Source organism: Xanthomonas sp. DAR 34887 (genome assembly GCF_041245805.1).
Classification (GTDB): Bacteria; Pseudomonadota; Gammaproteobacteria; order Xanthomonadales; family Xanthomonadaceae; genus Xanthomonas_A; species Xanthomonas_A tesorieronis.
The window spans coordinates 4,050,745-4,077,524 of sequence record NZ_CP162490.1 but is presented as its reverse complement, the minus strand read 5'-3'; the positions used below and the strand labels follow the sequence as shown (position 1 = coordinate 4,077,524).

General features: G+C 67.0%; 20 protein-coding genes and 5 tRNA genes. 21 read left to right on the top strand and 4 right to left on the bottom strand.

The genetic code is table 11. The features are described from left to right. Positions 1–58: 58 nt before the first annotated feature. From AB3X08_RS17350 to hemA, 4 genes are all read right to left on the bottom strand, one after another. Entirely contained in the window at positions 59–685 is a 627-nt protein-coding gene (locus tag AB3X08_RS17350; RefSeq protein ID WP_369934013.1) for a hypothetical protein, read from the bottom strand. A 250-nt stretch (positions 686–935) separates the two neighbouring features. Next, entirely contained in the window at positions 936–2,645 is a 1,710-nt protein-coding gene (locus AB3X08_RS17345; protein ID WP_369934012.1) for a tetratricopeptide repeat protein, read from the bottom strand. 49 nt (positions 2,646–2,694) lie between these two features. After that, positions 2,695–3,780 (bottom strand): peptide chain release factor 1, encoded by a 1,086-nt coding sequence (prfA, locus tag AB3X08_RS17340; protein ID WP_369934011.1) that lies wholly within the window; start codon positions 3,778–3,780, stop codon positions 2,695–2,697. Then, positions 3,758–5,041 (bottom strand): glutamyl-tRNA reductase, encoded by a 1,284-nt coding sequence (gene hemA / locus AB3X08_RS17335; protein WP_369934010.1) that lies wholly within the window; start codon positions 5,039–5,041, stop codon positions 3,758–3,760. The genes prfA and hemA overlap by 23 nt, the downstream gene beginning before the upstream one ends. A gap of 66 nt (positions 5,042–5,107) precedes the next feature. On the opposite strand from hemA, the gene AB3X08_RS17330 reads away from it, so the two are divergent. The 21 genes from AB3X08_RS17330 to rpoC all read left to right on the top strand — a co-directional run bounded on the left by AB3X08_RS17330 (position 5,108) and on the right by rpoC (position 26,670). Beyond that, positions 5,108–6,805: a tetratricopeptide repeat protein gene (locus AB3X08_RS17330; RefSeq protein WP_369934009.1), complete on the top strand. Its 1,698-nt coding sequence runs from the start codon at positions 5,108–5,110 to the stop codon at positions 6,803–6,805. Then, positions 6,802–7,455 (top strand): lipoprotein insertase outer membrane protein LolB, encoded by a 654-nt coding sequence (lolB, locus tag AB3X08_RS17325; RefSeq protein WP_369934008.1) that lies wholly within the window; start codon positions 6,802–6,804, stop codon positions 7,453–7,455. Before AB3X08_RS17330 ends, lolB begins: the two co-directional genes overlap by 4 nt. Further along, positions 7,452–8,315 (top strand): 4-(cytidine 5'-diphospho)-2-C-methyl-D-erythritol kinase, encoded by an 864-nt coding sequence (ispE, locus tag AB3X08_RS17320; RefSeq protein ID WP_369934007.1) that lies wholly within the window; start codon positions 7,452–7,454, stop codon positions 8,313–8,315. The genes lolB and ispE overlap by 4 nt, the downstream gene beginning before the upstream one ends. Positions 8,316–8,329: 14 nt before the next feature. Beyond that, positions 8,330–8,406 (top strand) — tRNA-Gln (locus AB3X08_RS17315). Between the two features lie 191 nt (positions 8,407–8,597). After that, positions 8,598–9,557 (top strand): ribose-phosphate diphosphokinase, encoded by a 960-nt coding sequence (locus AB3X08_RS17310; RefSeq protein ID WP_184411736.1) that lies wholly within the window; start codon positions 8,598–8,600, stop codon positions 9,555–9,557. Positions 9,558–9,725: 168 nt separating this feature from the next. After that, the gene (locus tag AB3X08_RS17305) at positions 9,726–10,373 is read left to right on the top strand and encodes a 50S ribosomal protein L25/general stress protein Ctc (RefSeq protein ID WP_184411735.1); all 648 of its coding nucleotides are present in this window, start codon (positions 9,726–9,728) and stop codon (positions 10,371–10,373) included. A 54-nt stretch (positions 10,374–10,427) separates the two neighbouring features. After that, the gene (pth, locus tag AB3X08_RS17300; RefSeq protein WP_369934006.1) at positions 10,428–11,012 is read left to right on the top strand and encodes an aminoacyl-tRNA hydrolase; all 585 of its coding nucleotides are present in this window, start codon (positions 10,428–10,430) and stop codon (positions 11,010–11,012) included. Positions 11,013–11,086: 74 nt separating this feature from the next. After that, on the top strand, positions 11,087–12,178 hold the full coding sequence (gene ychF / locus AB3X08_RS17295) for a redox-regulated ATPase YchF (RefSeq protein ID WP_369934005.1): 1,092 nt from the start codon (positions 11,087–11,089) through the stop codon (positions 12,176–12,178). Between the two features lie 168 nt (positions 12,179–12,346). Beyond that, a tRNA-Tyr gene (locus AB3X08_RS17290) sits at positions 12,347–12,432 on the top strand. A 32-nt stretch (positions 12,433–12,464) separates the two neighbouring features. Beyond that, positions 12,465–12,538: transfer RNA gene (locus AB3X08_RS17285), tRNA-Gly, on the top strand. Between the two features lie 30 nt (positions 12,539–12,568). Beyond that, a tRNA-Thr gene (locus tag AB3X08_RS17280) sits at positions 12,569–12,644 on the top strand. 45 nt (positions 12,645–12,689) lie between these two features. Further along, positions 12,690–13,880, top strand: a complete 1,191-nt coding sequence (tuf, locus tag AB3X08_RS17275; RefSeq protein WP_184411725.1) for an elongation factor Tu — start codon at positions 12,690–12,692, stop codon at positions 13,878–13,880. Positions 13,881–14,012: 132 nt separating this feature from the next. Beyond that, positions 14,013–14,088 (top strand) — tRNA-Trp (locus tag AB3X08_RS17270). A 50-nt stretch (positions 14,089–14,138) separates the two neighbouring features. After that, positions 14,139–14,552 carry a preprotein translocase subunit SecE gene (gene secE / locus AB3X08_RS17265; RefSeq protein ID WP_369934004.1) on the top strand — a complete coding sequence of 138 codons (414 nt, stop codon included), beginning with the start codon at positions 14,139–14,141 and terminating at the stop codon, positions 14,550–14,552. 13 nt (positions 14,553–14,565) lie between these two features. Further along, complete coding sequence (gene nusG, locus AB3X08_RS17260; protein WP_267095795.1) at positions 14,566–15,123, top strand: transcription termination/antitermination protein NusG; 558 nt, start codon at positions 14,566–14,568, stop codon at positions 15,121–15,123. Positions 15,124–15,322: 199 nt separating this feature from the next. Next, the gene (gene rplK, locus AB3X08_RS17255; RefSeq protein WP_145699993.1) at positions 15,323–15,751 is read left to right on the top strand and encodes a 50S ribosomal protein L11; all 429 of its coding nucleotides are present in this window, start codon (positions 15,323–15,325) and stop codon (positions 15,749–15,751) included. Positions 15,752–15,754: 3 nt separating this feature from the next. Continuing rightward, complete coding sequence (gene rplA / locus AB3X08_RS17250; protein ID WP_179571231.1) at positions 15,755–16,453, top strand: 50S ribosomal protein L1; 699 nt, start codon at positions 15,755–15,757, stop codon at positions 16,451–16,453. A gap of 489 nt (positions 16,454–16,942) precedes the next feature. Further along, positions 16,943–17,482, top strand: coding sequence for a 50S ribosomal protein L10 (rplJ, locus tag AB3X08_RS17245; protein ID WP_184411730.1), 540 nt, complete (start codon positions 16,943–16,945; stop codon positions 17,480–17,482). A 63-nt stretch (positions 17,483–17,545) separates the two neighbouring features. Beyond that, a complete protein-coding gene (gene rplL, locus AB3X08_RS17240) occupies positions 17,546–17,917 on the top strand; it encodes a 50S ribosomal protein L7/L12 (RefSeq protein WP_184411729.1) in 372 nt (123 codons plus the stop codon). A gap of 294 nt (positions 17,918–18,211) precedes the next feature. Continuing rightward, positions 18,212–22,363 (top strand): DNA-directed RNA polymerase subunit beta, encoded by a 4,152-nt coding sequence (gene rpoB / locus AB3X08_RS17235; RefSeq protein WP_369934003.1) that lies wholly within the window; start codon positions 18,212–18,214, stop codon positions 22,361–22,363. Positions 22,364–22,452: 89 nt separating this feature from the next. Beyond that, complete coding sequence (rpoC, locus tag AB3X08_RS17230; RefSeq protein WP_369934002.1) at positions 22,453–26,670, top strand: DNA-directed RNA polymerase subunit beta'; 4,218 nt, start codon at positions 22,453–22,455, stop codon at positions 26,668–26,670. Positions 26,671–26,780: the final 110 nt, after the last annotated feature.

Sequence of the window (26,780 nt, the reverse complement as noted above, 5' to 3'; positions counted from 1 at the left end):
CCGGCACGCATCGGCGGCATCCGTACAGGCGCCGTCGCGGAACGAGGGCGAAGCCGGTTCAGGCGCGTGCGGGCGCGGACTGCGTCCGGGCGCCGGTCAGGGTCAGCGCACGTGGCCGGTAACGGGCGACGCTCGCCGCTGGGTGGGACGCCAGCGGCAGGCGCTCGGGTTCGCGCTGCACAGCGCGCCGCTGCGCGTCGGCGCTGCTCCATTCGGCATAGTCGAGCAGGCTGAGGCCGTCGTCGGACAGGTGCAGGTGCGAGGCGATCAGGCCGCGCAGCGCGTGCGCGCCGTCCTGCAGCGCGGCGAAGGCCGCATCGGCGTGGCGTTGTGCCTGCGCGGCGTCGCGGGTCGCCAGCCGGGTCACCACGACGCAGCCGGGCAGGCGTTGCGGATCTGACACTCCGCTGCGGATGCGCCGGTAGCGGCGCAGCGTCAGTCGCGGCGCCGGCGCGCGCGGGCGCGGGCTGCGACCGAACGGCGTGGCCTCGTCGTCGCAGCATTGCGCGTACAGCAGGTCTGGCGCGGCGCCCAACGCTTGCAGCCAGGCCACGGCATGCAGGCCGGCGCCGGGATTGGCGTGCAGGCGTGCGAGCAGCGTCGCGCAGACCGGTGCCGAGGCGTGGGCGACCAGCACGCTGCGTGCATGCGGGGAGGTGAGATCGGGCGACAGGCGTGATGGCATCGGAGCGTGCGCGAACGGAAGGCGCGCGCAGTGTCGAACCTCAACCATGCTTCAGGTCAAGCGGTTCTGCATGCAGGACGCTTCGACAGCGCACGGCGATCGCTGGCGCCAAGCCGTGGTCGGCTGCCGCTCGTGCTGCGCGAAGAATTGCACTGCTGGCGCAAGCAGCCCGTCGCCATGTGGTCCGGAGGCGAACGCATCCTTCCGGCGTGCCGGGTGCCGGCACCGCCAATGCCTGGCGACGCGCGCGCTACTGCGGGCCGTTCCAGCCGTGCCGGCGCGCGGTCTCGCGCAACAGGTCGGCAAAGTCCGCAGCGAAGCCTCGCATGTCGAACAGGCCGGCACCGGCGCGGCGCTGCTGCAACGTGTCGCGCAGTGCGTGCAGCGCCGCCGGATCGCGGCCCAGCTGCACGGCCTTGGCGACGAAGGCGGCGTCGTCGGCGACGTTCATCCCGTCCATGCCCAGGTGATGGTTGAGGCTGCCGGCCACGCGCGCGGCGAAGGTCGTGCCGGGGCAGGTCAACAGCGGGCAGCCGGCCCACAGCGCGTCGGAGGCGGTGGTGTGCGCGTTGTACGGATGGGTGTCCAGGAACAAGTCGGCATGCCGGTAGCGGGCCAGGTAATCGGCATGCGCCAGCTTGGGCATGAAGCGCAGCCGCGCCGGATCCACGTCGGCGCGGCGCGCGGCGTCGCGCAGCCGCGCATCGGCCTGGCCGGGTCCGGACAGCAGCCACAGCACGCTGTCCGGCACCTGGCCCAGTATAGCCAGCATGCGCGCCATGCTGCGCGGGGTCAGTTTGTAGCTGTTGTTGAAGCAGCAGAACACCGTGCCGTGCTCGGGCAGCCCGCAGTCGCGGCGCGATGGCGGCGTGCCGATCCGGCGACTGTCGTCCGATGGCTGGAACGCGCGCGGCAGGCGCAGCACGCGCTCGCTGTAGTGCGCGGCCAGCGCATCCGGCAACGCGAACGCATCGCCGATGACGTAGTCGATCCACGGCGCGCCGGACGTGCCCGGGTAGGCCAGCCAGTTGACCTGCAGCGGTGCCGGACGCAGTGCCAGCACTTCCGGCGCACCGCCGCCGCCCCAGCCGCGCAGGTCGAACAGGATGTCGATGCCGGCCTCGCGAATGCCTTGCGCGATCGCCCGGTGCGGCTGTCCGGCGACCTCGTGCCAGGCGTGCGCCGCGGCGCGCAGGCGCGTGCCGATCGCGCTGCTGTCGTCGCGGTTCAAGGCGAACAGCTGCACGCGCAGGTCGGCGTGCGCACGCAGCCGTTCGAACAGGGCCACGGTCAGCAAGCCGGTGGGATGCGCGCCGAAGCCGTTGGACAGGAAGCCGAGCCGCAAGGGCCCGGCGCGGCGCAGCGTCGCCGCCGGCAGTGGCGCCAGCGTCCGCGCCAATCCAAGCGCGCGGTTGCGCGCGCAGTGCAGCTGTTCGGCGGCGGTGGCGTCTTCGTTGAGGAAGGCGAATGGTTCGATCGCCGGATGGCCCTGGCGTACCGCGCCGCGCACCTGCTGCGACAGCGCGTCCAGCTCGCGCCAATCGCACAGTTTGCGTCGCCAGTTCAGCAGGTGCGCGGCGATCGACGGTTCCTGCGGCAACAGCGCATGCGCGTGCGCATAGGCCTGCGCGGCGGCTTCGGCCTCGCCGTTGTCCTCCAGCGCATGGCCCAGCCACAGGGCGATGCCCGGATGCTGCGGCGCGTGCTGCAGCGCCTGGCGCAATGCGGCGGCGGCCTCGGCATGGCGGCCCTGGATCCAGCGCACGCGGCCCAGCCGCGCCAGGGCCTCCGGATGCGCCGGGCGCAGCTGCAACGCGCGCAACGCGGCCTGTTCGCCGGCGGCGATCGCGCCGGCACCGAGTTCGGCGTCGGCCAGCATCACCCAGGCGATGAAGTCCTGTGGGTCGCGGCGGACCGCGTCCTGCAGCCGGCGCAGTTCGTCCGGCGCGCTGCCGCTCACGCGCGTGCGGCGAGCGGCGCGTGCGCAGTGGCGCGGCGCATGCGCCGGCTCACGGGCTGTCGCTCAGTCGCGCTAGTTCGTCGACCTGGTGCTCGTGGCTCAGGCGCTCGATCAGCGCATCGAGGTCGCCTTCGATCACGTTCGGCAGGTCGTACAGGGTCAGCCCATCGACCCGGTGATCGGTGATGCGGCCCTGCGGGAAGCTGTAGGTGCGGATGCGCTGGCTGCGGTCGCCGCTGCCGACCTGTAGCTTGCGGTCCTGCGCCTCGGCCGCGGCCTGCTTGCTGCGCTCGGCGTCGAGCAACTGCGCCTTCAGCCGCTTCATCGCCTTGTCGCGGTTGGCATGCTGGCTGCGCTCGGTCTGGCATTCGACCACCACCCCGCTCGGCACGTGGGTGATGCGGATCGCCGATTCGGTCTTGTTGACGTGCTGGCCGCCGGCACCGGACGACCGGAACGTATCCACTTTCAGGTCGGCCGGGTTGATCGCGATCTCTTCCACGTCGTCGGCCTCGGGGATGATCGCCACCGTTGCCGCCGAGGTGTGGATGCGGCCCTGCGACTCGGTCGCCGGCACCCGCTGCACGCGGTGCGTGCCGGACTCGAACTTGAGCTTGGAGTAGGCGCCGCGGCCGACGATGCGCGCCACGATCTCCTTGTAGCCGCCGTGCTCGCCAGGGCTGTCCGATTCGACTTCCACCTTCCAGCCCTGGCGTTCGGCGTAGCGCGCATACATGCGGAACAGGTCGCCGGCGAACAGTGCTGCCTCGTCGCCGCCGGTGCCGGCGCGCACTTCCAGGAACAGGTTGCCGTCGTCGCGCGGATCGCGCGGCACCAGCAGCAGCGCCAGCTGTTCGTCGAGGGCTGCCAGGCGCGCGTGGGCGGCGGCGATTTCCTCCTCGGCCAGCTCGCGCAGTTCCGGATCGGCGCGCATCGCCTCGGCCGCGGCCAGGTCGGCCTTGGCCGCTGCCTCGTCGGCCAGCGCGGTGGCGACCGGCTCAAGCTGCGCGAATTCGCGCGAGTAGTCGCGGAAGCGCGCGTTGTCGCTTACCACCTCGGGATCGGACAGCAGGCGTTCGAGTTCTTCGCGACGCTCGGCCAGCGCCTCCAGCTTACGGCGCAGGGTCGGCGTCATCGGTCTTCAGAATGGGGTGGAAATAGCCCGGCTTTTCCGGGAACAGGCGCTCGGCGGCGCGGGCCAGCTCGGCATCGCCGCGCAGCGCCGCCTCGCGCAGCGCCGCGGTGGGCGGATGCAGCAGGCGGTTGGTCAGGGTGTTGGCGAGGAATTCCAGCACTTCGTCGGCCGGCTTGCCGTTGGCCAGTTGCTGCCGCGCCTTAGCCAGCACGTCGTCGCGGGTGCTGTCGCCGTGCGCGCGCAGGCGCTTGAGCGGCGCCTGGCGGGTGCTGGCCTGCAGCGTCTCGATGTAGCGCAGCACCTGCAGGTCGATGATCGCCTCGGCGGCCTCGGCCGCTTCGCGGCGGCCGCGGCGATTGTCCTCGACCGCGCGTTCCAGGTCGTCCACGGTGTACAGATAGGCATCGGCCAGGTCGGCCACGCCGGCCTCGATGTCGCGCGGCACCGCCAGGTCGAACAGCAGCATCGGCTTGTGCTTGCGCGCGCGCAGCGCCTGCTCGACCTGCGCCCGGGTCACCACCGGCTCGCGCGCGGCGGTGGCCGAGAACACCACGTCGGCTTCCTGCAGATGCCGTTCCAGCTCGTTCAGCGGCAGCGCCACGCCACCATGCCGGCTGGCCAGCTCCTGGGCGTGGGCGAGGGTGCGGTTGGCGATCAGCAGGCGCCGCACGCGGCCTTCGCTGAGATGCTTGGCGGCCAGCTCGATGGTCTCGCCGGCGCCGACCAGCAGCACCGTCGATTCGCTGAGCCGGGCGAAGGAGTTCTGTGCCAGGCGCACCGCGGTGGAGGCCACCGAGACCGGATTGGCGCCGACCCGGGTGTCGGTGCGCGCGCGCTTGGCCACCGAGAAGGTCTGCTGGAACAGCCGGTCCAGGCGGTTGCCCATCGCCCCGTGCTCGCGCGCCAGCACCCAGGCGTCCTTCACCTGGCCGAGGATCTGCGGCTCGCCCAGCACCATCGAGTCCAGCCCGGTGGCGACGCGGAACAGGTGGCGGACCGCATCGGCGTCCTGGTGCTGGTACAGGTAGCCATGCAGGCCGGCGGCGTGCGAATCCAGCCAGTCGGCCAGGCTTTGCGCGTCGTCGGCGATCGCGTACAGCTCGGTGCGGTTGCAGGTGGACAGCAAGGCGGCCTCGGCGACGTTGGGCAAGGCGCGCAGCGATTGCAGCGCGCGCGGCAGCGCATCGCCGGCGAACGCCACCCGTTCGCGCAGGTCGACCGGCGCGGTCTGGTGGTTCAATCCGAGCACCCACAACGTCATCTGTTCAGTTGCTTGCGATAAGCTGCTGGCCATTCAGGGCCCCATTTTACGGCCCGGTTGCCCCCGATGCCCGCATTGATTCGCATCCGTATCGTTCTATTGCTGTCGGCGCTCGCCGCGCTGCCGGCCCTCGGCGCCACCGCCGCTGCCCCAGCGGCCGCCGCCAAGCAGCCGCCGAGCGCCGCTGCGTCCTCGCTGACGCCGGTGCTGGCCGGCGAGTTCGCGCTGCAGGCCGGACAGCTGACCGATGCCTCGCACTGGTACCTGGAGGCGGCGAACGAGGCGTCCGGCGATGCCGGCCTGGCCGAGCGCGCAACCCGTATCGCGATGCTGGCCAACGACAACGCGGCCGCGGCGCAGGCCCTGGCGCTGTGGCGCCAGCGTGCGCCGGAGTCGCTGGCGATGCGCGGCGCCGAGGCCTCGCTCGCGCTGCGCAACGGCAATCTGCGCCAGGCGCGCGGCCTGCTGGTGGCGCTGCTGCGCGACAAGGACGCGCGCGGCTGGCGCTATGCGCTGGTGGCGCTGGTCAGCGGCAACCGCGATCCGGAGGTGGCGGCGAAGGTGCTGGACCAACTGCTCGACGCCAACGCCATCCCCGACCAGCTCGAGGCCTGGCAGGAGTTCGGGCGCCTGGCGCTGCGCCTGGAGCAGCCGAAGCTGGCCGAGCGCATCGTCGATCAGCTGGTCAAGCGCTTCCCGGAAGAGCCGCGCGTGGCCCTGCTGCACGCCACCCAGTTGCAACAGGCCGGCAAGACCGAGCAGGCGCGGGCGCTGCTGCAGGGCGTGGAGCCCAAGGCACAGCGCGACCCGGACCTGCGCGGCGCGCTGGCCTACGCCTACGACGCGATCGGCGATACCACCGCCGCGGCGCGGGTGCTGGCGCTCGGTCCGCAGGACACCCAGAACTACGGCCTGCGCGCCTCGATGCTGGCCAAGCTGCAGGACAACGCGGCGCTGAGCGCGCTGTACGAGGAAGTGCGCAAGGGGGCGGCGCAGCCGGACCCGGAGCGGCGCCTGCTGCTCGGCAAGATCGCCGAGTTCCTGAAGCGCTATCAGGAGGCGGTGACCTGGTACCGCGGCGTGCCGGGCGGCCCGCTGCGCAACGAAGCGCGGCTGCGCACCGCCGGGGCGCTGTACGAACTCGGGCAGAAGGACGCCGCCTTCGCCGAGGCGCGTGCGCTGCAGGACGATGCCGAGGCCGACGATGCCGCGCGCCGCGACGCCTACGTGCTGGAGGCGGAATTGCGCCAGCGCAGTGGCGACGACGCCGGCGAGCTGCAGGTGTTCGAGCGCGGCCTGGCCGCCTATCCGGACGACAACGCGTTGCTGTACGCGCGCGGCCTGGCCTGGGAGCGGCGCGACCGCATCGACCGCGCCGAAGCCGACCTGCGCAAGATCCTGGTCACCGAGCCGGAGAACGTGGCCGCGCTCAATGCGCTCGGCTACACCCTGGCCGACCGCACCCATCGCTACCGCGAGGCGCTGCAGCTGATCGATCGCGCCCGCACCGCCGATCCGGACAACGCCGCGATCATCGACAGCTACGGCTGGGTGCTGTATCGGCTGGGCAAGACCCAGGAAGCGCTGGTGCAGCTGCGCCGCGCCTGGACTCTGTTCAAGGATCCGGAAATCGCCGCGCACATCGGTCAGGTGCTGTGGGAGCAGGGCAAGCACGACGAGGCAAATAAATACTTCGACGAAGCGCGCAAGCTCGATCCGAAGAATCGCGCGCTGCAGCGAGCGATGGAAAAGGTCGCGCCGTGAGGCTGGTATTGCGCGCGGCATGGGCGCTGGCGGCGCTGCTGGCGCTGGCCGGCTGTACGTCGCTGGCGCCGCGGCAGGCACCGCCGGCGGCGAGCGCGCCGCTGGGCGAGGCCGCGCGCCAGGCCGAGGCAGCCCGCGGCGCATGGCTGCAGGCGCATCCGCAGTGGTCGTTCCAGGGCCGGGTGGCGATCACCAAGGGCCGCAACGGCGGTAGCGGCCGCATCGACTGGGCGCAGCAGCAGCGCGAGTACCGGATCGAGCTCAGTGCACCGGTGACCCGGCAGAGCTGGCGCCTGACCGGCGACAGCCAGCGCGGGGGCGGCCGCCTGGAAGGGCTGGACGGCGGTCCGCGCGCCGGCGAGGACGCGCAGCAACTGCTGCTGGAAGCCACAGGTTGGGAGATTCCGGTCAATTTGCTGCCGGATTGGGTGCGCGGACAGGTTGCGCTGGACGCAGGCGCACCGGAGCAGGTGAGTTACGACGCCGAGGGGCGCCCGCAGGCGCTGCGGCAGATGGGGTGGGAGATCCAGTTCCAGGAATGGTATCCGCCCAGCGACGGCCGTCCGGCCCTGCCGCGGCGCATCGAGGCGCGCAACGGCGACGCCAAGGTGCGCCTGCTGCTGGACCATTGGGACTTCGCCGCGCCATGAGCACGGTGGGAGAGGGTGGCTGGTCGGCCTGGCCGGCCCCGGCGAAGCTGAACCTGTTTCTGCAGATCACCGGCCGCCGCGCCGACGGCTACCACACGCTGCAAACCGTATTTCGCCTGCTGGATTGGGGGGACACCGTTCATCTGCGCGTGCGCGCCGATGGCGTGGTGGCGCGGCTCGGCGACTCCGTGCCGGGCGTTGTCGAAGCCGACGACCTGCTGGTGCGGGCGGCGCGACTGCTGCAAAAGCATGCCAAGATCGCCCAAGGTGTCGACATCCGCGTGGAAAAGCGTATTCCCGCCGGCGGTGGTTTCGGTGGTGGCTCGTCCGACGCGGCGACCGCGCTGGTCGCGCTGAACGCGTTATGGGATGCAGGATTGGACGAGGACGCGCTGGCCGGCCTGGGCCTGGCGCTGGGTGCGGACGTGCCGGTGTTCGTGCGCGGCCGCGATGCCTGGGCCGAGGGAGTGGGCGAGCGGCTGACGCCATTGCCCCTGCCGCCGGCCTGGTATGTGCTGGCCGATCCGGGGGTTCACGTACCCACCGCGGCGCTGTTCCAGGCCCCGGATTTGACGCGGGATGCTGCGCCCGCGAAAATGGCCGACTTCGTTTCAGGTTTCCTGCTCGGCAATGCGTTCGAGCCGGTGCTGCTCCGCCGCGAACCAGCCATCCAGGCCGTGTTCCAGGCGCTTGCGCAGATCGGCACGCCGCGCCTTACCGGGTCGGGGAGCGGGTGTTTCGTCGAGTTCGCCGATCGCGCCGCCGCCATGCGCGCGCTGGCGGCCTTGCCGAAGGGGGTGCGCGCCTGGGTGGCTGGCGGCGTGGCCCGTTCGCCGCTGCTCGATGCGCTGGAGGCATAGCAACAGTTTCATGCAGGGGCGTCGCCAAGAGGCCCAAGGCACCAGGTTTTGATCCTGGCATTCGTAGGTTCGAATCCTACCGCCCCTGCCAATTATGCGAGTCCCTCGCAAAAGCCCGCACATTCATGTGCGGGGGGTCAACGGGGCGAGTCCCTCGCAAGAGCCCGCACATCCATGTGCGGGGGTTCAACAGGCAGAAGCGTCGCTCCGCCTGGCTTTCCGATTCATGCTGTTTCTTTCGTTCCGCAGTTCTTTGCCGCCGCCGCCGCCCGAGACACTCTCATGCAAGATCAACGTAACCTGCTGGTGTTCTCCGGCAACGCCAACAAGCCGCTTGCCAAGAGCATCTGCAAGGAGCTGGGGGTGCGTCCGGGCAAGGCGATGGTGTCGCGCTTCTCCGATGGCGAAGTGCAGGTGGAGATCGAGGAGAACGTGCGCCGGCAGGAAGTGTTCGTGATCCAGCCGACCGGCGCGCCCAGCGCGGAAAACCTGATGGAGCTGTTGGTGATCATCGACGCGCTCAAGCGCGCCAGCGCCGCCAGCGTCACCGCGGTGGTGCCGTACTTCGGCTACTCGCGGCAGGACCGGCGCATGCGCTCCTCGCGCGTGCCGATCACCGCCAAGGTCGCGGCGAAGATGTTCACCGCGGTCAATGCCGACCGCGTGCTGACCGTGGACCTGCACGCCGACCAGATCCAGGGCTTCTTCGACATCCCGGTCGACAACGTCTACGCCTCGCCGCTGCTGCTGGCCGATATCTGGCGCGCCTACGGCACCGACAACCTGATCGTGGTGTCGCCGGACGTGGGCGGCGTGGTCCGCGCCCGCGCCGTGGCCAAGCGCCTGGACGACGCCGACCTGGCGATCATCGACAAGCGCCGCCCGCGCGCCAACGTGTCCACGGTGATGAACATCATCGGCGACGTCGAGGGCAAGACCTGCGTGCTGGTCGACGACATCGTCGACACCGCCGGCACCCTGTGCGCCGCGGCGGCCGCGCTGAAGGCGCAGGGCGCGCTGAAGGTGGCCGCGTATTGCACCCACCCGGTGCTGTCCGGCCCGGCGGTCAGCAACATCACCAATTCGCAGCTCGACGAGCTGGTCGTCACCGACACGATTCCGTTGTCCGACGCCGCGCGCGGCTGCAGCAAGATCCGCCAGCTCAGCGTCGCCGAGCTGCTGGCCGAAACCATTCGCCGCATCGCCTTCGGCGAGTCGGTGAGTTCGTTGTACGTCGATTGATTCAAGGGCGGGGATTGGAGATTCGGGATTGGGGATTTGCAACGGCGCTTGCTCTGCGAATCCCCAATCCCGAATCCCCAATCCCTGCTCCACACAGACTCTTCTGGTCGCGGAAGAGTCCTCAAAACCGCCGCGAGGCGGTTCATTCAACCAAGGTAGTAAACGCAAATGGCAACCACGCATGAAATCAAGGTTCAGCGCCGCGAGGTCGAGGGTAAGGGTGCGAGCCGCCGCCTCCGTCGCGACGGCCTGATCCCCGCCATCGTCTACGGTGGCGACCTGAAGCCGGTCAACATCGAGCTCAACCACAACGAAGTCTGGCTCGCCAGCCAGAACGACTGGTTCTACTCGTCGATCCTCAGCCTGAGCCTGAACGGCGACGTGCAGAAGGTGCTGCTGCGCGATATGCAGCGCCACCCGTTCAAGCAGCTGATCATGCACATCGACTTCCAGCGCGTGAACGACAACGAGGCGCTGCACGCGTCGGTGCCGCTGCACTTCCTCAACGAGGACGTGTCGCCGGCCGGCAAGTCGGCCGAAGTGGTCGTCACCCACGAGCTGAACGAGATTCAGGTCGTGTGCCTGCCGAAGGACCTGCCGGAGTTCGTCGAAGTCGACCTGTCCGCGCTGTCCGTCGGCGACGTGATCCACCTGTCCGACCTGAAGCTGCCGGCCGGCGTCGAGCTGCCGGAGCTGAAGCTGGGCAAGGAGCACGACGTGGCGGTGGTCATCGCCAAGCACGGCCGTGTCGAAGCCGAACCGGAAGCGACCGATGCTCCGGCCGCGGCCGAGCCGGCGAAGAAGGACGGCAAGTAATCGCCTGCGCAGCGCCCGGCCCGTGCGGTCCGGGCGCTGCGGCGATGCTGCGGCATGACTGGTCTGCGTCTGATCGTCGGTCTGGGTAATCCCGGAGCCGAACACGCGAACACCCGGCACAACGCCGGGTTTCGTTTTGTCGAACAATTGGCCGAGCGGGCCGGCGCGCGCTGGAGCGTGGACGCCAAGCTGTACGGCGAAACCGCCAAGGTCGATGTGGCCGGGCAGTCGCTGTGGCTGCTGAAGCCGGCCACCTTCATGAATCTCAGCGGCAAGTCGGTGACCGCCGCGTTGCGCTACTGGAAGATCGAACCGGCGCAGGCGCTGCTGGCGCACGATGAGCTGGATCTGGCGCCGGGCACGGCGCGGCTCAAGTTCGACGGCGGCCATGGCGGACAGAACGGTTTGCGCGACACCATCCGCCTGCTCGGGCATGCCGGTTTCCATCGGCTGCGCATCGGCATCGGCCATCCCGGCCACAAGGACAAGGTCGTCCCCTGGGTGCTGGGACGTGCCGGCAAGGACGACCAGATCCTGATCGACCGCGCCATCGACGACGCCATCGCGGTGCTGCCGCTGGCGGTGCAGGGCGATTTCAACGAGGCGATGAAGCGGCTGCATACGAGCAGGGATTCGTGATTGGGGATTGGGGATTCGCAGGCGTGCGGCTTAGCGAATCTCCAATCCCGAATCCCAAATCCCGGAAGTGAACCATGGGCATCAAATGCGGCATCGTCGGCCTGCCCAACGTCGGCAAGTCGACTCTGTTCAATGCGCTGACCAAGGCGGGCATCGCTGCGGCCAACTTCCCGTTCTGCACCATCGAGCCCAACGTCGGCGTGGTGCCGGTGCCGGATCCGCGGCTGGGCGAGCTGTCCAAGATCATCAATCCGCAGAAGGTCGTGCCGACCGCGGTCGAGTTCGTCGACATCGCCGGCCTGGTCGCCGGCGCGGCCAGCGGCGAGGGCCTGGGCAACAAGTTCCTGGCGCACATCCGCGAGGTCGATGCGATCACCCACGTGGTGCGTTGCTTCGAGAACGCCGACGTCATCCACGTCAACAACAAGGTCGATCCGATCTCGGACATCGAGACCATCGATACCGAGCTGGCCCTGGCCGATCTGGACAGCGTCGAGAAGGCCTTGAACCGCGCCGAGCGCAGCGCCAAGGGCGGCGACAAGGACGCGGCCGCGCGCAAGCCGGTGCTGGCCAAGTTGCAGGCCGCGCTGGCCGACGGCAAGGCCGGGCGCAGCGTGGGCCTGGACGAGGAAGAGAAGGCGCTGGTGCGCGATCTGTTCCTGCTCACGCTCAAGCCGGTGATGTACATCGCCAACGTGCTCGAGGACGGGTTCGAGAACAACCCGCACCTGGATGCGGTGCGCGCGCGCGCCGCCGCCGAGGGTGCCGAAGTGGTGCCGGTGTCGGCGGCGATTGAGGAAGAGCTGTCGCAGCTGGACGACGCCGATCGCGACACCTTCCTGGCCGACCTGGGCCTGGCCGAGCCGGGCTTGAACCGGGTGATCCGCGCGGCGTATTCGCTGCTCGGGCTGCAGACCTATTTCACCGCCGGGGTCAAGGAAGTGCGCGCGTGGACGGTGAAGGCCGGATCGACCGCGCCGCAGGCCGCTGCGGTGATCCACACCGATTTCGAGAAGGGCTTCATCCGCGCCGAAACCATCGCCTACGACGACTTCATCAAGTACAAGGGCGAGGCCGGCGCGCGCGAGGCCGGGCGGCTGCGCCTGGAGGGCAAGGAATACCGCGTGCAGGAAGGCGACGTGCTGCATTTCCGCTTCAATGTCTGATCCGCATGCATGCGTTCGCGGCGTGCCGCGGGCGCGGCGCGCGCAGTGCGCGTTTCCTGCGACATCGCGTCAAAATACTGTTGACAAGGCAGGGATGTCAGGGAAGAATAGCGGGCTGTTTCACCCCGGACTGATTTCGGCCTCGCGGCCTAGTCGGGACGGGTAGCTGGAGGGATACCCAAGCGGCCAACGGGGGCAGACTGTAAATCTGCTGGCTTACGCCTTCGGTGGTTCGAATCCACCTCCCTCCACCAGTTTTTTTGTTGTGGCAGTGCGTCATCCCGTAGCGGGAGTAGTTCAACGGTAGAACCTCAGCCTTCCAAGCTGATGGTGCGGGTTCGATTCCCGTCTCCCGCTCCATTGAACGCGCTTGTGTCACAATAGAACTACGCTCACGTAGCTCAGTCGGTAGAGCACCTCCTTGGTAAGGAGGAGGTCGAAGGTTCGATTCCTTTCGTGAGCACCATATTCAGTCTCCAAATCTTTCTACGATCACCGAGAAGAAGCAGCCATGGCCAAGGGTAAGTTCGAGCGCACCAAGCCGCACGTCAACGTCGGCACCATCGGTCACGTCGACCACGGCAAGACCACGCTGACCGCGGCGCTGACCAAGATCGGCGCAGAGCGCTTCGGCGGCGAGTTCAAGGCGTACGACGCGATCGACGCGGCGCCGGAAGAGAAGGCGCGTGGCATCACGATCTCGACCGCCCACGTGGAATACGAATCGCCGACGCGCCACTACGCGCACGTCGATTGCCCGGGCCACGCGGACTACGTGAAGAACATGATCACCGGTGCGGCGCAGATGGACGGCGCGATCCTGGTGTGCTCGGCCGCTGACGGCCCGATGCCGCAGACCCGCGAGCACATCCTGCTGTCGCGCCAGGTCGGCGTGCCGCACATTGTGGTGTTCCTGAACAAGGCCGACATGGTCGACGACGCCGAGCTGCTCGAGCTGGTCGAGATGGAAGTGCGCGAGCTGCTGAGCAAGTACGACTTCCCGGGCGACGACACCCCGATCATCCATGGTTCGGCGCGTCTGGCGCTGGACGGCGACCAGAGCGAGATCGGCGTGCCGGCGATCCTGAAGCTGGTGGACGCGCTGGATACGTTCATCCCGGAGCCGCAGCGCGACGTGGACAAGCCGTTCCTGATGCCGGTGGAAGACGTGTTCTCGATTTCGGGCCGCGGCACCGTGGTGACCGGTCGTATCGAGCGCGGCGTGATCAAGGTGGGCGACGAAATCGAAATCGTCGGCATCCGCGCCACGCAGAAGACCACGGTCACGGGCGTGGAAATGTTCCGCAAGCTGCTGGACCAGGGCCAGGCGGGCGACAACGCCGGTCTGCTGCTGCGCGGCACCAAGCGTGACGACGTGGAGCGCGGCCAGGTGCTGTGCAAGCCGGGTTCGATCAAGCCGCACACCGAGTTCGAAGCCGAGGTGTACGTGCTGTCGAAGGACGAGGGCGGCCGTCACACCCCGTTCTTCAAGGGCTACCGTCCGCAGTTCTACTTCCGCACCACCGACATCACTGGCGCGTGCCAGCTGCCGGAAGGCGTGGAGATGGTGATGCCGGGCGACAACGTGAAGATGGTGGTCACGCTGATCAACCCGGTGGCGATGGACGAAGGCCTGCGTTTCGCGATCCGCGAAGGCGGCCGCACCGTCGGCGCCGGCGTGGTGGCTAAGATCATCAAGTAATGCCCGCTGCGGCGACCTCGGTCGCCGCAGTTTGACGATGTGCAGGCGGCTTCGGTCGTCGGGTTCAGCGAAGGGCGGGCCGGAACCTTCGGTCCGCCTTCGCCGTCTAAGGGAAGTGCAGTCGTTCTTCATACGCCAGTAGCTCAATTGGCAGAGCAGCGGTCTCCAAAACCGCAGGTTGGGGGTTCGAGTCCCTCCTGGCGTGCCAATCTGCCGCACCCTATCCAGTGACCTTGGTCGCATAGCCGCAAGAGTCGGATGAACAGCAAGATCGAGCATTCCAAAGGCACCACCGCTTCCTCCGGTGGCGATATCGTCAAGTACGTCATCGCTGCGCTGCTGGTGGTCGCGGGCCTGTTTGTCTGGTTCTGGTTCGGCGAGCCGAGTCGTGCGACGCAGTTGGGAAGCTGGTCCGGTCCGTTGCGTGGCCTGGCGGTCATCGTCGGCCTGGTCGCCGGCGCTGCGGTGTTCCTGCTGACCGTCAAGGGGCGCGAAGCCCGCGAGTTCGTGTCCGAGTCCCGGTTCGAACTGCGCAAGGTGGTCTGGCCGACCCGTCAGGAAGCGATCCGCACCACCTGGGTCGTGATCGTGGTGGTGATCATTCTGAGTCTGCTGCTGGGCGGGTTCGATTTCCTGATCCAGAAGCTGATGCAGTGGTTCGTGAGTCGTTGAGGAGAGTGCAGCAGTGAAGCGTTGGTATGTCGTTCACGCCTATTCAGGCTTCGAGAAGTCCGTGGCCCAAGCGCTGCGCGACCGCATTGCGCGTGACGAGATGCAGGAGCGCTTCGGCGACGTGCTGGTGCCGACCGAGGAAGTGATCGAAATGCGCTCCGGCCAGAAGCGCCGTTCCGAGCGCAAGTTCTTCCCGGGCTACGTGCTGGTGCAGATCGAGACCCACGAGGAAGGCGGCATCCCGCGCATCGACAACGAAAGCTGGCATCTGGTCAAGGAAACCCCGAAGGTCATGGGGTTCATCGGCGGCACCGCCGATCGTCCGCTGCCGATCCGCGACGAAGAGGCCGATGCGATCCTGCAGCGCGTTCAGGATGGCGTGGAGAAGCCGCGTCCGAAGGTGCTGTTCGAGCCGGGTCAGATGGTCCGCGTCACCGATGGTCCGTTCAACGACTTCAACGGCGTGGTCGAGGAAGTCAACTACGAGAAGAGTCGCCTGCGCGTTGCGGTGCTGATCTTCGGCCGGTCCACCCCGGTGGAGCTGGAATTCGGCCAGGTCGAGAAGGCCTGAGCCCGCGCCGGCGCAGCTGCGCCGGACGCCAAAATCTCTGCTATACTGCGCGGCTCGCTGTCCAGGCTCGCCGCCTGGCAGGACCGGAAGCCGCCGCGAGGCGGCTTTCTGCGCACTTCAAACGTGATGGCGGGACACGTGATTTTCCCGTCGCGATGGGGAGCCTGCAATTGGGCGCTAGCACCCGGAGACCACTGAAATGGCAAAGAAAGTAGTCGGTTACATCAAGCTGCAGGTGAAGGCCGGTCAGGCCAATCCCTCGCCGCCGGTCGGTCCTGCGCTGGGTCAGCGCGGCCTGAACATCATGGAATTCTGCAAGGCGTTCAATGCCGCCACGCAGAAGCTGGAGCCGGGCCTGCCCACTCCGGTCATCATCACGGCCTATTCGGACCGTACCTTCACCTTCATCACCAAGAGCACCCCCGCGAGCGTGCTGTTGAAGAAGGCCGCAGGCGTCACCTCCGGTTCCAAGCGCCCGAACACCGAAAAGGTGGGCAAGGTCACCCGCAAGCAGCTCGAAGAGATCGCCAAGGCGAAGGAAGCCGACCTGACTGCAGCCGAGCTGGAAGCGGCGGTGCGTACGATTGCGGGTTCCGCCCGCAGCATGGGCCTGACGGTGGAGGGTTAAGCGATGGCACAGACCAAGCGACAGAAAGCAATCCGTGCTGCCGTGCAGCCGGGCAAGGCGTATTCGATCGACGAAGCGCTGAAGATCATCAAGTCCACCAGCAAGGCCAAGTTCGTCGAAGCCGTCGACGTGGCCGTGCGCCTGGGTGTGGATGCCAAGAAGTCCGACCAGCAGGTGCGCGGTTCCACCGTGCTGCCGGCCGGTACCGGCAAGAGCGTGCGCGTGGCGGTATTCGCCCCGGCCGGCGCCAAGGCTGACGAAGCCCTGGCCGCTGGCGCCGAAGCCGTCGGCATGGACGACCTGGCCGAGAAGATGCAGGCCGGCGACCTGAACTACGACGTGGTCATCGCCACCCCGGACGCGATGCGCGTCGTCGGCAAGCTGGGTACGCTGCTGGGCCCGCGCGGCCTGATGCCGAACCCGAAGGTCGGCACCGTGTCGGCCAATCCGGCTGAAGCGGTTAAGAATGCCAAGTCGGGTCAGGTGCGCTACCGCACCGACAAGGCCGGCATCATCCACTGCACCATCGGCAAGGCCAGCTTCGAAGACGACGCGCTGAAGAACAACCTGCAGGCGCTGCTGATGGATCTGGTCAAGGCCAAGCCGGCGACCTCGAAGGGCACCTACCTGCAGAAGATCTCGGTGAGCTCGACCATGGGTCCGGGCGTCACCGTCGATCAGGCTTCGCTGTCCCTGAAGTAATTCGCGATACGGCGGCGCTCCGCGAGGCGCACCGCCGGTTCCACCCTTTTGAAGGCGTCGCCGAGGGGCAACCCGGAGCGAAGCCGTCAAAGACCGCAGGCGCGGTCTGCGCATACCGACGACGGGCACGGAAGCTCGACATGGCAAGGAGTCGCCGTCGGTCCAGCGGGATCGCTTAATCCAGTCCCCTCGGGGACGCGCCGGCGTAGATGGTGCCGCCTTTCTGGAGTTTTTCTGGTGCAGGCCAGTTCGGGGTTTCCCGGGCGCGCTCACTCCAGGTCTGGAACGGCCACCAACTGGGATGCCATTCGGCGTCCCCGGCATCCAGGATGGAGGCCGCCCAGGACCGCAAGCGGCAGGAGCCGCAAGCGGAGTAAGTTTGAAGCAGAGATTCGAGATTTGCGATTAGGGATTGGCAAGAGCGGCGTCGCTGCTCCTGACGCATCCCGAATCACCAATCCCGACTCCCAGCTTTAACGGAGGAGTGCAATGGCTCTCAATCTGTCCCAGAAGCAAGAAGTCGTCGCCGAACTGGCCGACGTCGCCGCGAAGGCCCACTCCTTGGTTGCTGCCGAGTACGCCGGCATCACGGTCTCCCAGATGACCGCGATGCGCAAGAAGGCGCGCGAAACCGGTGTGTACTTGCGTGTTGTCAAGAACACCCTGGCCTCGCGTGCCGTTGCCGGTACCGAATACGAGTGTGTCCAGGACGCGCTGGTCGGTCCGCTGCTGTATGCGTTCTCGACGGAAGAACCCGGCGCTGCCGGTCGTCTGATCAAGGAATTCGCCAAGGGTAACGACAAGCTGCAGACCAAGGTCGTGTCGATGGGTGGCCAGCTGTATCCGGCCGCTCACCTCGAGGTGTTGGCATCGCTGCCGACCCGCGAGCAGGCGCTGGCCATGCTGGCACGCGTCCTCGCCGAGCCGGCGAGCATGTTTGCACGCGCGGTCAAGGCCGTGGGCGACAAGCTCGGTGGTGGCGAAGAAGCCCCCGCCGCAGCGGAAGCAGCCCCGGCCGAAACGGCTTAAGTTCGCGACACCTGAAACGGTTCACTAGAACCTCATCCAGAAAAAATTCGAAAGGTAATCACAATGTCCCTGTCTAACGAACAGATCGTCGACGCAATCGCCGAAAAGACCCTCATGGAAGTGATGGAGCTGGTCAAGGCCATCGAAGAGAAGTTTGGCGTCTCCGCCGCCGCCCCGGTCGCCGCTGCCGGCCCGGCCGCTGCTGCTGCCCCGGTCGAAGAGCAGACCGAGTTCAACGTCATCCTGAAGGCTGTCGGCGACAAGAAGGTCGAAGTCATCAAGGCCGTCCGCGCCATCACCGGCCTGGGCCTGAAGGAAGCGAAGGACCTCGTCGAAGGTGCTCCGCAGACCGTCAAGGAAGCCGTGTCGAAGGAAGATTCCGAGAAGTTCAAGAAGGATCTCGAGGCCGCCGGCGCGTCCGTCGAAATCAAGTAATCGGCATCTTGCATCGCCAGCGTGTCAGGTGATGCATCGAAGGCTGGGGACGCAAGTCCCCGGCCTTTGGCCGTTGTTGCAAAGCCGGGATTTGAGATTCGGCATTAGGGATTCGATGGCGCTGGTTTAGCCCATCCCGAATCCCGTCATCCCCAATCTCGGCCTCACCGAGTTGGTAGTTGGAAGTAGCAAGAGAAGGCGTGCTGGTGCCGGCAATACCAGCGACTTCCAACTGACAATTTATGTTCACTCAGGGCCGCGGACGCGCGGCCCGCACAGCCAAGGTGATACCTCATGACGTCTTATTCGTTCACCGAAAAGAAGCGTATCCGCAAGGATTTCGGCAAGCAGCGCTCGATCCTCGAAGTGCCGTTCCTGCTGGCGATCCAGGTGGATTCCTACCGCGAATTCCTGCAGGAAAACACCGACCCGAACAAGCGTTCGGACCACGGCCTGCACGCGGCCCTGAAATCGGTGTTCCCGATCTCCAGCTATAGCGGCAACGCGGCGCTGGAGTACGTCGGTTACAAGCTGGGCGATCCGGTGTTCGACGAGCGTGAATGCCGCCAGCGCGGCATGAGCTACGGCGCCCCGCTGCGCGTGACTGTGCGCCTGGTGATCTACGACCGCGAGTCCTCGACCAAGGCCATCAAGTACGTGAAGGAGCAGGAGGTCTACCTCGGCGAGATCCCGCTGATGACCGACAACGGCACCTTCATCGTCAACGGCACCGAGCGCGTCATCGTCTCGCAGCTGCACCGTTCGCCGGGTGTGTTCTTCGATCACGACCGCGGCAAGACCCACAGCTCGGGCAAGCTGCTGTACAGCGCCCGCATCATCCCGTACCGCGGCTCCTGGCTGGACTTCGAGTTCGACCCGAAGGACGCGCTGTTCACCCGTATCGACCGCCGCCGCAAGCTGCCGGTGTCGATCCTGCTGCGCGCGCTCGGCTACTCGAACGAGGAGATGCTGGCCGAGTTCTTCGAGATCAACACCTTCCACATCGACCCCAAGGAAGGCGTGCAGCTGGAGCTGGTGCCCGAGCGCCTGCGCGGCGAGACGCTGAACTTCGACCTGGCCGATGGCGACAAGGTCATCGTCGAGGCCGGCAAGCGCATCACCGCGCGCCACGTCAAGCAGCTCGAAGCCGCCGGCGTCGCCGCGCTGGCCGTGCCCGACGAGTACCTGGTCGGCCGCATCCTGTCGCACGACGTGGTCGACGCCTCTACCGGCGAGCTGCTGGCCAGCGCCAACGACGAGATCAGCGAAGATCAGCTGACCGCGTTCCGCAAGGCCGGCGTCGACGCCGTGGGCACGCTGTGGGTCAACGATCTGGATCGTGGTCCGTATCTGTCCAACACCCTGCGCATCGATCCGACCAAGACCCAGCTGGAAGCGCTGGTCGAGATCTACCGCATGATGCGTCCCGGCGAGCCGCCGACCAAGGACGCCGCGCAGAACCTGTTCCACAACCTGTTCTTCACCTTCGAGCGCTACGACCTGTCCACGGTCGGCCGCATGAAATTCAACCGCCGTGTCGGCCGCAAGGAAGTCACCGGCGAGTCGGTGTTGTATGACAAGAAGTACTTCGGCGAGCGCAACGACGAAGAGTCCAAGCGCCTGGTCGCCGAGCACGGCGACAGCTCCGACATCCTGGAAGTGATCAAGGTCCTGACCGAGATCCGCAACGGCCGCGGCGTGGTCGACGATATCGACCACCTCGGCAACCGTCGCGTGCGTTCGGTCGGCGAAATGGCCGAGAACGTGTTCCGCGTGGGCCTGGTCCGCGTCGAGCGCGCGGTCAAGGAGCGCCTGTCGATGGCCGAGTCCGAAGGCCTGACCCCGCAGGAGCTGATCAACGCCAAGCCGGTGGCCGCCGCGATCAAGGAGTTCTTCGGCTCCTCGCAGCTGTCGCAGTTCATGGACCAGAACAACCCGCTGTCGGAAGTGACGCACAAGCGCCGCGTCTCCGCACTGGGCCCGGGCGGTCTGACCCGCGAGCGTGCCGGCTTCGAAGTGCGCGACGTGCATCCGACCCACTACGGCCGCGTCTGCACCATCGAGACGCCGGAAGGCCCGAACATCGGCCTGATCAACTCGCTGGCGGTGTATGCCCGCACCAACCAGTACGGCTTCCTCGAGACGCCGTACCGGAAGGTCGTGGACGGCCAGATCACCGACGACGTCGAATACCTGTCGGCGATCGAAGAGAACGAGTACGTGATCGCGCAGGCCAACGCGCTGCACGATGCCAAGAGCCGCCTGACCGAGCAGTTCGTGCCGTGCCGCTACCAGGGCGAGTCGCTGCTGAAGCCGCCGGCGGAAGTGCACTTCATGGACGTGTCGCCGATGCAGACCGTGTCCATCGCGGCGGCGCTGGTGCCGTTCCTGGAGCACGATGACGCCAACCGCGCGCTAATGGGCGCGAACATGCAGCGCCAGGCCGTGCCGACGCTGCGTGCGCAGAAGCCGCTGGTCGGTACCGGTATCGAGCGGGCGGTGGCGCGCGACTCGGGCGTGACCGTGAACGCGCGCCGTGGCGGCGTGATCGAGCAGATCGACGCCGGCCGCATCGTGGTCAAGGTCAACGAGGAAGAGATCGGCGGCGGCACCGATGCCGGCGTCGACATCTACAACCTGATCAAGTACACGCGGTCCAACCAGAACACCTGCATCAACCAGCGTCCGCTGGTCAATGTGGGCGACGTGATCGCGCGCGGCGACGTGCTGGCCGACGGTCCCTCGACCGACATCGGCGAGCTGGCCCTGGGCCAGAACATGCTGATCGCGTTCATGCCGTGGAACGGCTACAACTTCGAAGACTCCATTCTGCTCTCCGAGCGCGTGGTGGAAGAGGATCGCTACACCACGATCCACATCGAAGAGCTGACCTGCGTGGCGCGCGACACCAAGCTGGGGCCGGAGGAAATCTCCGCCGACATCCCCAACGTGTCTGAGCAGGCGCTGAACCGCCTGGACGAGTCGGGCGTGGTGTACATCGGCGCCGAAGTGCGCGCCGGCGACATCATGGTCGGCAAGGTCACGCCGAAGGGCGAAAGCCAGCTGACCCCGGAAGAGAAGCTGCTGCGCGCGATCTTCGGCGAGAAGGCGTCCGACGTGAAGGACAGTTCGCTGCGCGTTCCGCCCGGCATGGACGGCACCGTCATCGACGTGCAGGTGTTCACCCGCGACGGCATCGAGAAGGACAAGCGCGCCCGCCAGATCGAGGAAAACGAGATCAAGCGGGTCAAGAAGGACTTCGACGACCAGTTCCGCATCCTGGAAAGCGCGATCTATGCGCGTCTGCGCACCCAGCTGATCGGCAAGGTCGCCAACGGCGGTCCGAACCTGAAGAAGGGCGACACCGTCACCGACGCGTACCTGGACGGGCTGAAGAAGTCCGACTGGTTCGCGCTGCGGATGAAGGACGAGGAGCCGTCCGACGCGATCGAGCGCGCGCAGAAGCAGATCCAGGCGCACGAGAAGGAATTCGAGCGTCGCTTCGCCGACAAGCGCGGCAAGATCACCGCCGGCGACGACCTCGCCCCGGGCGTGCTGAAGATGGTCAAGGTGTTCCTGGCGGTGAAGCGCCGCATCCAGCCTGGCGACAAGATGGCCGGTCGCCACGGCAACAAGGGTGTCGTGTCGATGATCCAGCCGATCGAGGACATGCCGTACATGGCCAACGGCGAGACCGTGGACATCGTGCTGAACCCGCTCGGCGTGCCGTCGCGTATGAACATCGGCCAGGTGCTGGAAGTGCACTTGGGCTGGGCCGCCAAGGGCCTGGGTCGCAAGATCCAGAACATGCTCGAGGCCCAGGCCAAGGTCGCCGACCTGCGCAAGTTCCTGACCCAGATCTACAACCACGACCAGAAGCTGGGCGAGGATCGTGTGGACCTGGATCAGTTCAGCGATGCCGAGCTGCTGGCCCTGTCGAAGAACCTGGCCGACGGCGTGCCGATGGCCACCCCGGTGTTCGACGGCGCGACGGAAGCGGAGATCAAGCACATGCTCGAGCTCGCCGACCTGCCGATCAGCGGCCAGACCCAGCTGTACGACGGCCGCACCGGCGAGGCGTTCGATCGCCACACCACGGTCGGCTACATGCACATGCTGAAGCTGAACCACCTGGTCGACGACAAGATGCACGCGCGCTCCACCGGTCCGTACTCGCTCGTCACCCAGCAGCCGCTGGGCGGCAAGGCGCAGTTCGGCGGCCAGCGTTTCGGCGAAATGGAAGTCTGGGCGCTGGAAGCCTACGGCGCGGCCTACACCCTGCAGGAAATGCTGACGGTGAAGTCCGACGACGTGCAGGGCCGCAACCAGATGTACAAGAACATCGTCGACGGCGAGCACGAGATGGTCGCGGGCATGCCGGAATCCTTCAACGTCCTGGTGAAGGAAATCCGCTCGCTGGCCATCAACATGGAACTGGAAGACTGATCGCGCAGGCGCGGATGCCGCAGGGCATCCGCGCCGCCGCAGCGCTCTGACAGCCCATCGACACGTATTCCTCCTTTCGGAGAAACACCATGAAAGACCTGCTCAACCTCTTCAACCAGCAGCGCCAGACGCTGGACTTCGACGCGATCAAGATCGCGTTGGCCTCGCCGGACCTGATCCGTTCGTGGTCCTTCGGCGAAGTGAAGAAGCCGGAAACGATCAACTACCGTACCTTCAAGCCCGAGCGCGACGGCCTGTTCTGCGCCGCGATCTTCGGCCCGATCAAGGATTACGAGTGCCTGTGCGGCAAGTACAAGCGCATGAAGCACCGTGGCGTGGTCTGCGAGAAGTGCGGCACCGAAGTGACCCTGGCCAAGGTGCGCCGCGAGCGCATGGGCCACATCGACCTGGCCTCGCCGGTAGCGCACATCTGGTTCCTGAAGTCGCTGCCGTCGCGCATCGGCCTGATGCTGGACATGACCCTGCGCGACATTGAGCGCGTGCTGTACTTCGAAGCCTACGTGGTGACCGAGCCGGGCCTGACCGCCCTGGAGCGCCGCCAGCTGCTGACCGAAGAGCAGTTCCTGACCGCGCGTCAGGAGCACGGCGACGACTTCGACGCCGCGATGGGCGCCGAGGCCGTGTACGAGCTGCTGCGCACGATCGACCTGCAGTCGGAAATGACCCGTCTGCGCGAAGAGATCGCCGGCACCGGTTCGGAAACCAAGCTCAAGCGTCTGACCAAGCGCATCAAGCTGGTCGAAGCCTTCCTCGAGTCGGGCAACCGTCCGGAGTGGATGGTGATGACCGTGCTGCCGGTGCTGCCGCCGGATCTGCGCCCGCTGGTGCCGCTGGACGGCGGCCGCTTCGCGACCTCCGACCTGAACGACCTGTACCGCCGCGTCATCAACCGCAACAACCGCCTGCGCCGCCTGCTCGAGCTCAACGCGCCGGACATCATCGTGCGCAACGAAAAGCGCATGCTGCAGGAATCGGTGGATGCGCTGCTGGACAACGGCCGCCGCGGCCGTGCCATCACCGGCACCAACAAGCGTCCGCTGAAGTCGCTGGCCGACATGATCAAGGGCAAGCAGGGCCGGTTCCGTCAGAACCTGCTCGGCAAGCGCGTGGACTACTCCGGCCGTTCGGTCATCGTGGTCGGCCCGACCCTGCGCCTGCACGAGTGCGGCCTGCCGAAGAAGATGGCGCTGGAGCTGTTCAAGCCGTTCGTGTTCGCCAAGCTGCAGCGTCGCGGCCTGGCCACCACCATCAAGGCCGCCAAGAAGCTGGTCGAGCGCGAAGAAGCCGAAGTCTGGGACATCCTGGAAGAGGTCATCCGCGAGCACCCGGTGCTGCTGAACCGTGCGCCGACCCTGCACCGTCTGGGCATCCAGGCGTTCGAGCCAGTGCTGATCGAAGGCAAGGCGATCCAGCTGCATCCGCTGGTGTGTACCGCGTTCAACGCCGACTTCGACGGTGACCAGATGGCCGTGCACGTGCCGCTGTCGCTGGAAGCGCAGCTGGAAGCGCGCGCGCTGATGATGTCCACCAACAACATCCTGTCGCCGGCCAACGGCGAGCCGATCATCGTGCCGTCGCAGGACGTGGTGCTGGGCCTGTACTACATGAGCCGCGCCCTGGAGAACAAGAAGGGCGAGGGCATGGTGTTCGCCAACATCGCCGAAGTGAAGCGCGCCTACGACAACCGCGTGGTCGAACTGCACGCCAAGGTCAAGGTCCGCATCACCGAGACGGTGATCGACGAGGACGGCAACCGCAGCAAGAAGACCTCGATCGTGGACACCACGATCGGGCGCGCGCTGCTGGCCGAAATCCTGCCGGAAGGCCTGCCGTTCGCGCTGGCCAACACCGAGCTGACCAAGAAGAACATCAGCCGCCTGATCAACTCCAGCTACCGCCAGCTGGGTCTGAAGGACAGCGTCGTGTTCGCCGACAAGCTGATGTACACCGGCTTCGCCTACGCGACCCGCGCCGGCGTGTCGATTGGCATCGACGACATGCTGATCCCGTCGGAAAAGAAGGGCATCCTCGGCGAAGCCGAGCAGGAAGTGCTGGAAATCCAGGAGCAGTACCAGTCCGGTCTGGTCACCGCCGGCGAGCGCTACAACAAGGTCGTGGACATCTGGTCGCGTACCAACGAACGCATCGCCAAGGCGATGATGGACACCATCGGTACCGAGAAGGTCGTCAATGCCAAGGGCGAGACCATCGACCAGAAGTCGATGAACTCGCTGTACATCATGGCCGACTCCGGCGCGCGTGGTAGCCAGGCGCAGATCCGTCAGCTGGCCGGTATGCGCGGCCTGATGGCGCGTCCGGACGGCTCGATCATCGAGACCCCGATCAAGGCCAACTTCCGCGAAGGCCTGAACGTGCAGGAGTACTTCAACTCCACCCACGGCGCGCGTAAGGGTCTGGCCGATACCGCGCTGAAGACCGCCAACTCGGGTTACCTGACCCGGCGTCTGGTCGACGTGGCGCAGGACGTGGTCATCACCGAGCCCGATTGCGGCACCAGCGACGGCCTGACCATGACTCCGATCGTGGAAGGCGGCGACGTGGTCGAGCCGTTGAAGGATCGCGTGCTCGGCCGCGTGGTGGCCGAGGACGTGTTCCTGCCGGGCAACGACGAGGATCCGATCGTCACCCGCAACACGCTGCTCGACGAGCAGTGGGTGGCCAAGCTGGAAGAGGCCGGCGTGCAGACGCTGAAGGTGCGCTCCACGATCACCTGCGAATCCTCGTTCGGCGTGTGCGCCCGCTGCTACGGCCGCGACCTGGCGCGCGGTCACCTGGTCAACATCGGCGAAGCGGTCGGCGTCATCGCCGCGCAGTCGATCGGCGAGCCGGGTACCCAGCTGACCATGCGTACCTTCCACATCGGCGGCGCGGCTTCGCGTGCGGCGGCGGTGGACAACATCACGGTCAAGACCACCGGTTCGATCAAGTTCAACAACCTCAAGTCGGTCGAGCACGCCAACGGTTCGCTGGTGGCGGTGTCGCGTTCGGGCGAACTGTCCGTGCTCGACGGCCACGGCCGCGAGCGCGAGCGCTACAAGCTGGCCTACGGCGCCACGATCACCGCGAAGGACGGTGACGCGGTCAAGGCCGGCCAGTCGGTCGCCAACTGGGATCCGCATAACCACCCGATCGTGTCGGAAGTGGCCGGTTTCATTCGCTTCATCGACTTCATCGATGGCGTCACCGTCATCGAGAAGACCGACGACCTGACCGGCCTGGCCTCGCGCGAGATCACCGATCCGAAGCGTCGCGGCACCCAGGCCAAGGACCTGCGCCCGATCGTGCGCATCGTCGACGGCAAGGGCAACGACCTGACCATCCCGGGCACCGATCTGCCGGCGCAGTACCTGCTGCCGCCGCGCTCGATCGTCAACCTGCAGGACGGCGCGCCGGTCGGCGTGGGCGACGTGGTCGCCAAGATCCCGCAGGAAGCGTCGAAGACCCGCGACATCACCGGTGGTCTGCCGCGCGTGGCCGACCTGTTCGAAGCGCGCAAGCCGAAGGATCCGGCGATCCTGGCCGAGCGCTCGGGCATCATCAGCTTCGGCAAGGACACCAAGGGCAAGCAGCGCCTGATCATCAAGGACACCGATGGTTCGGAACACGAAGAGCTGATCCCGAAGTACCGCCAGATCATCGTGTTCGAAGGCGAGCACGTGGCCAAGGGCGAAACCGTGGTCGACGGCGAGCCGAGCCCGCAGGACATCCTGCGCCTGCTCGGCGTGGAGCCGCTGGCCGCCTACCTGGTCAAGGAAATCCAGGACGTGTATCGCCTGCAGGGCGTGAAGATCAACGATAAGCACATCGAGGTCATCACCCGGCAGATGCTGCGCAAGGTCGAGATCACCGACCAGGGCAACAGCAAGTTCCTCAACGGCGAGCAGGCCGAGCGCCAGCGCGTCATCGAGGAAAATGCCCGCCTGGTGCCCCGCAACGAGCTGCCGGCCAAGTACGACCCGGTGCTGCTGGGCATCACCAAGGCCTCGCTGGCCACCGAGTCGTTCATCTCGGCGGCGTCGTTCCAGGAAACCACCCGCGTCCTCACCGAGGCGGCGGTCCGCGGCACCAGCGACACGCTGCGCGGCCTGAAGGAAAACGTGATCGTCGGCCGTCTGATCCCGGCCGGCACCGGCCTGGCCTACCACAGCCTGCGCCGTCGCAACTCCAGCGGCCTGACCGAATCGGAGATGCAGACCCTGTCCGGCGGCAACGCCGAGCCGGCGGTCGAAACGCCCGCACCGGCGGCTGCCAGCAGCGAAGAGTGAGCCGGTCGGCCCCGTGCGCGGGGCCGGTCGTACCAAGCGAAAGGGGGCGCAGCGGACGCGCCCCGTGTTCCGGTCCGGGATGGACCAGCAAGTTAAGTTTCCGTTGAGTT

Coding starts and splice junctions, on each gene's coding strand:
- rplK (WP_145699993.1), top strand. CDS start 15,323: ATGGCAAAGAAAGTAGTCGGTTACATCAAGCTGCAGGTGAAGGCCGGT.
- tuf (WP_184411725.1), top strand. CDS start 12,690: ATGGCCAAGGGTAAGTTCGAGCGCACCAAGCCGCACGTCAACGTCGGC.
- rpoC (WP_369934002.1), top strand. CDS start 22,453: ATGAAAGACCTGCTCAACCTCTTCAACCAGCAGCGCCAGACGCTGGAC.
- prfA (WP_369934011.1), bottom strand. CDS start 3,780: ATGACGCCGACCCTGCGCCGTAAGCTGGAGGCGCTGGCCGAGCGTCGC.
- AB3X08_RS17305 (WP_184411735.1), top strand. CDS start 9,726: ATGGCAACCACGCATGAAATCAAGGTTCAGCGCCGCGAGGTCGAGGGT.
- secE (WP_369934004.1), top strand. CDS start 14,139: ATGAACAGCAAGATCGAGCATTCCAAAGGCACCACCGCTTCCTCCGGT.
- ychF (WP_369934005.1), top strand. CDS start 11,087: ATGGGCATCAAATGCGGCATCGTCGGCCTGCCCAACGTCGGCAAGTCG.
- pth (WP_369934006.1), top strand. CDS start 10,428: ATGACTGGTCTGCGTCTGATCGTCGGTCTGGGTAATCCCGGAGCCGAA.
- ispE (WP_369934007.1), top strand. CDS start 7,452: ATGAGCACGGTGGGAGAGGGTGGCTGGTCGGCCTGGCCGGCCCCGGCG.
- rpoB (WP_369934003.1), top strand. CDS start 18,212: ATGACGTCTTATTCGTTCACCGAAAAGAAGCGTATCCGCAAGGATTTC.
- rplL (WP_184411729.1), top strand. CDS start 17,546: ATGTCCCTGTCTAACGAACAGATCGTCGACGCAATCGCCGAAAAGACC.
- rplJ (WP_184411730.1), top strand. CDS start 16,943: ATGGCTCTCAATCTGTCCCAGAAGCAAGAAGTCGTCGCCGAACTGGCC.
- AB3X08_RS17350 (WP_369934013.1), bottom strand. CDS start 685: ATGCCATCACGCCTGTCGCCCGATCTCACCTCCCCGCATGCACGCAGC.
- AB3X08_RS17310 (WP_184411736.1), top strand. CDS start 8,598: ATGCAAGATCAACGTAACCTGCTGGTGTTCTCCGGCAACGCCAACAAG.
- AB3X08_RS17330 (WP_369934009.1), top strand. CDS start 5,108: ATGCCCGCATTGATTCGCATCCGTATCGTTCTATTGCTGTCGGCGCTC.
- rplA (WP_179571231.1), top strand. CDS start 15,755: ATGGCACAGACCAAGCGACAGAAAGCAATCCGTGCTGCCGTGCAGCCG.
- hemA (WP_369934010.1), bottom strand. CDS start 5,041: ATGACGTTGTGGGTGCTCGGATTGAACCACCAGACCGCGCCGGTCGAC.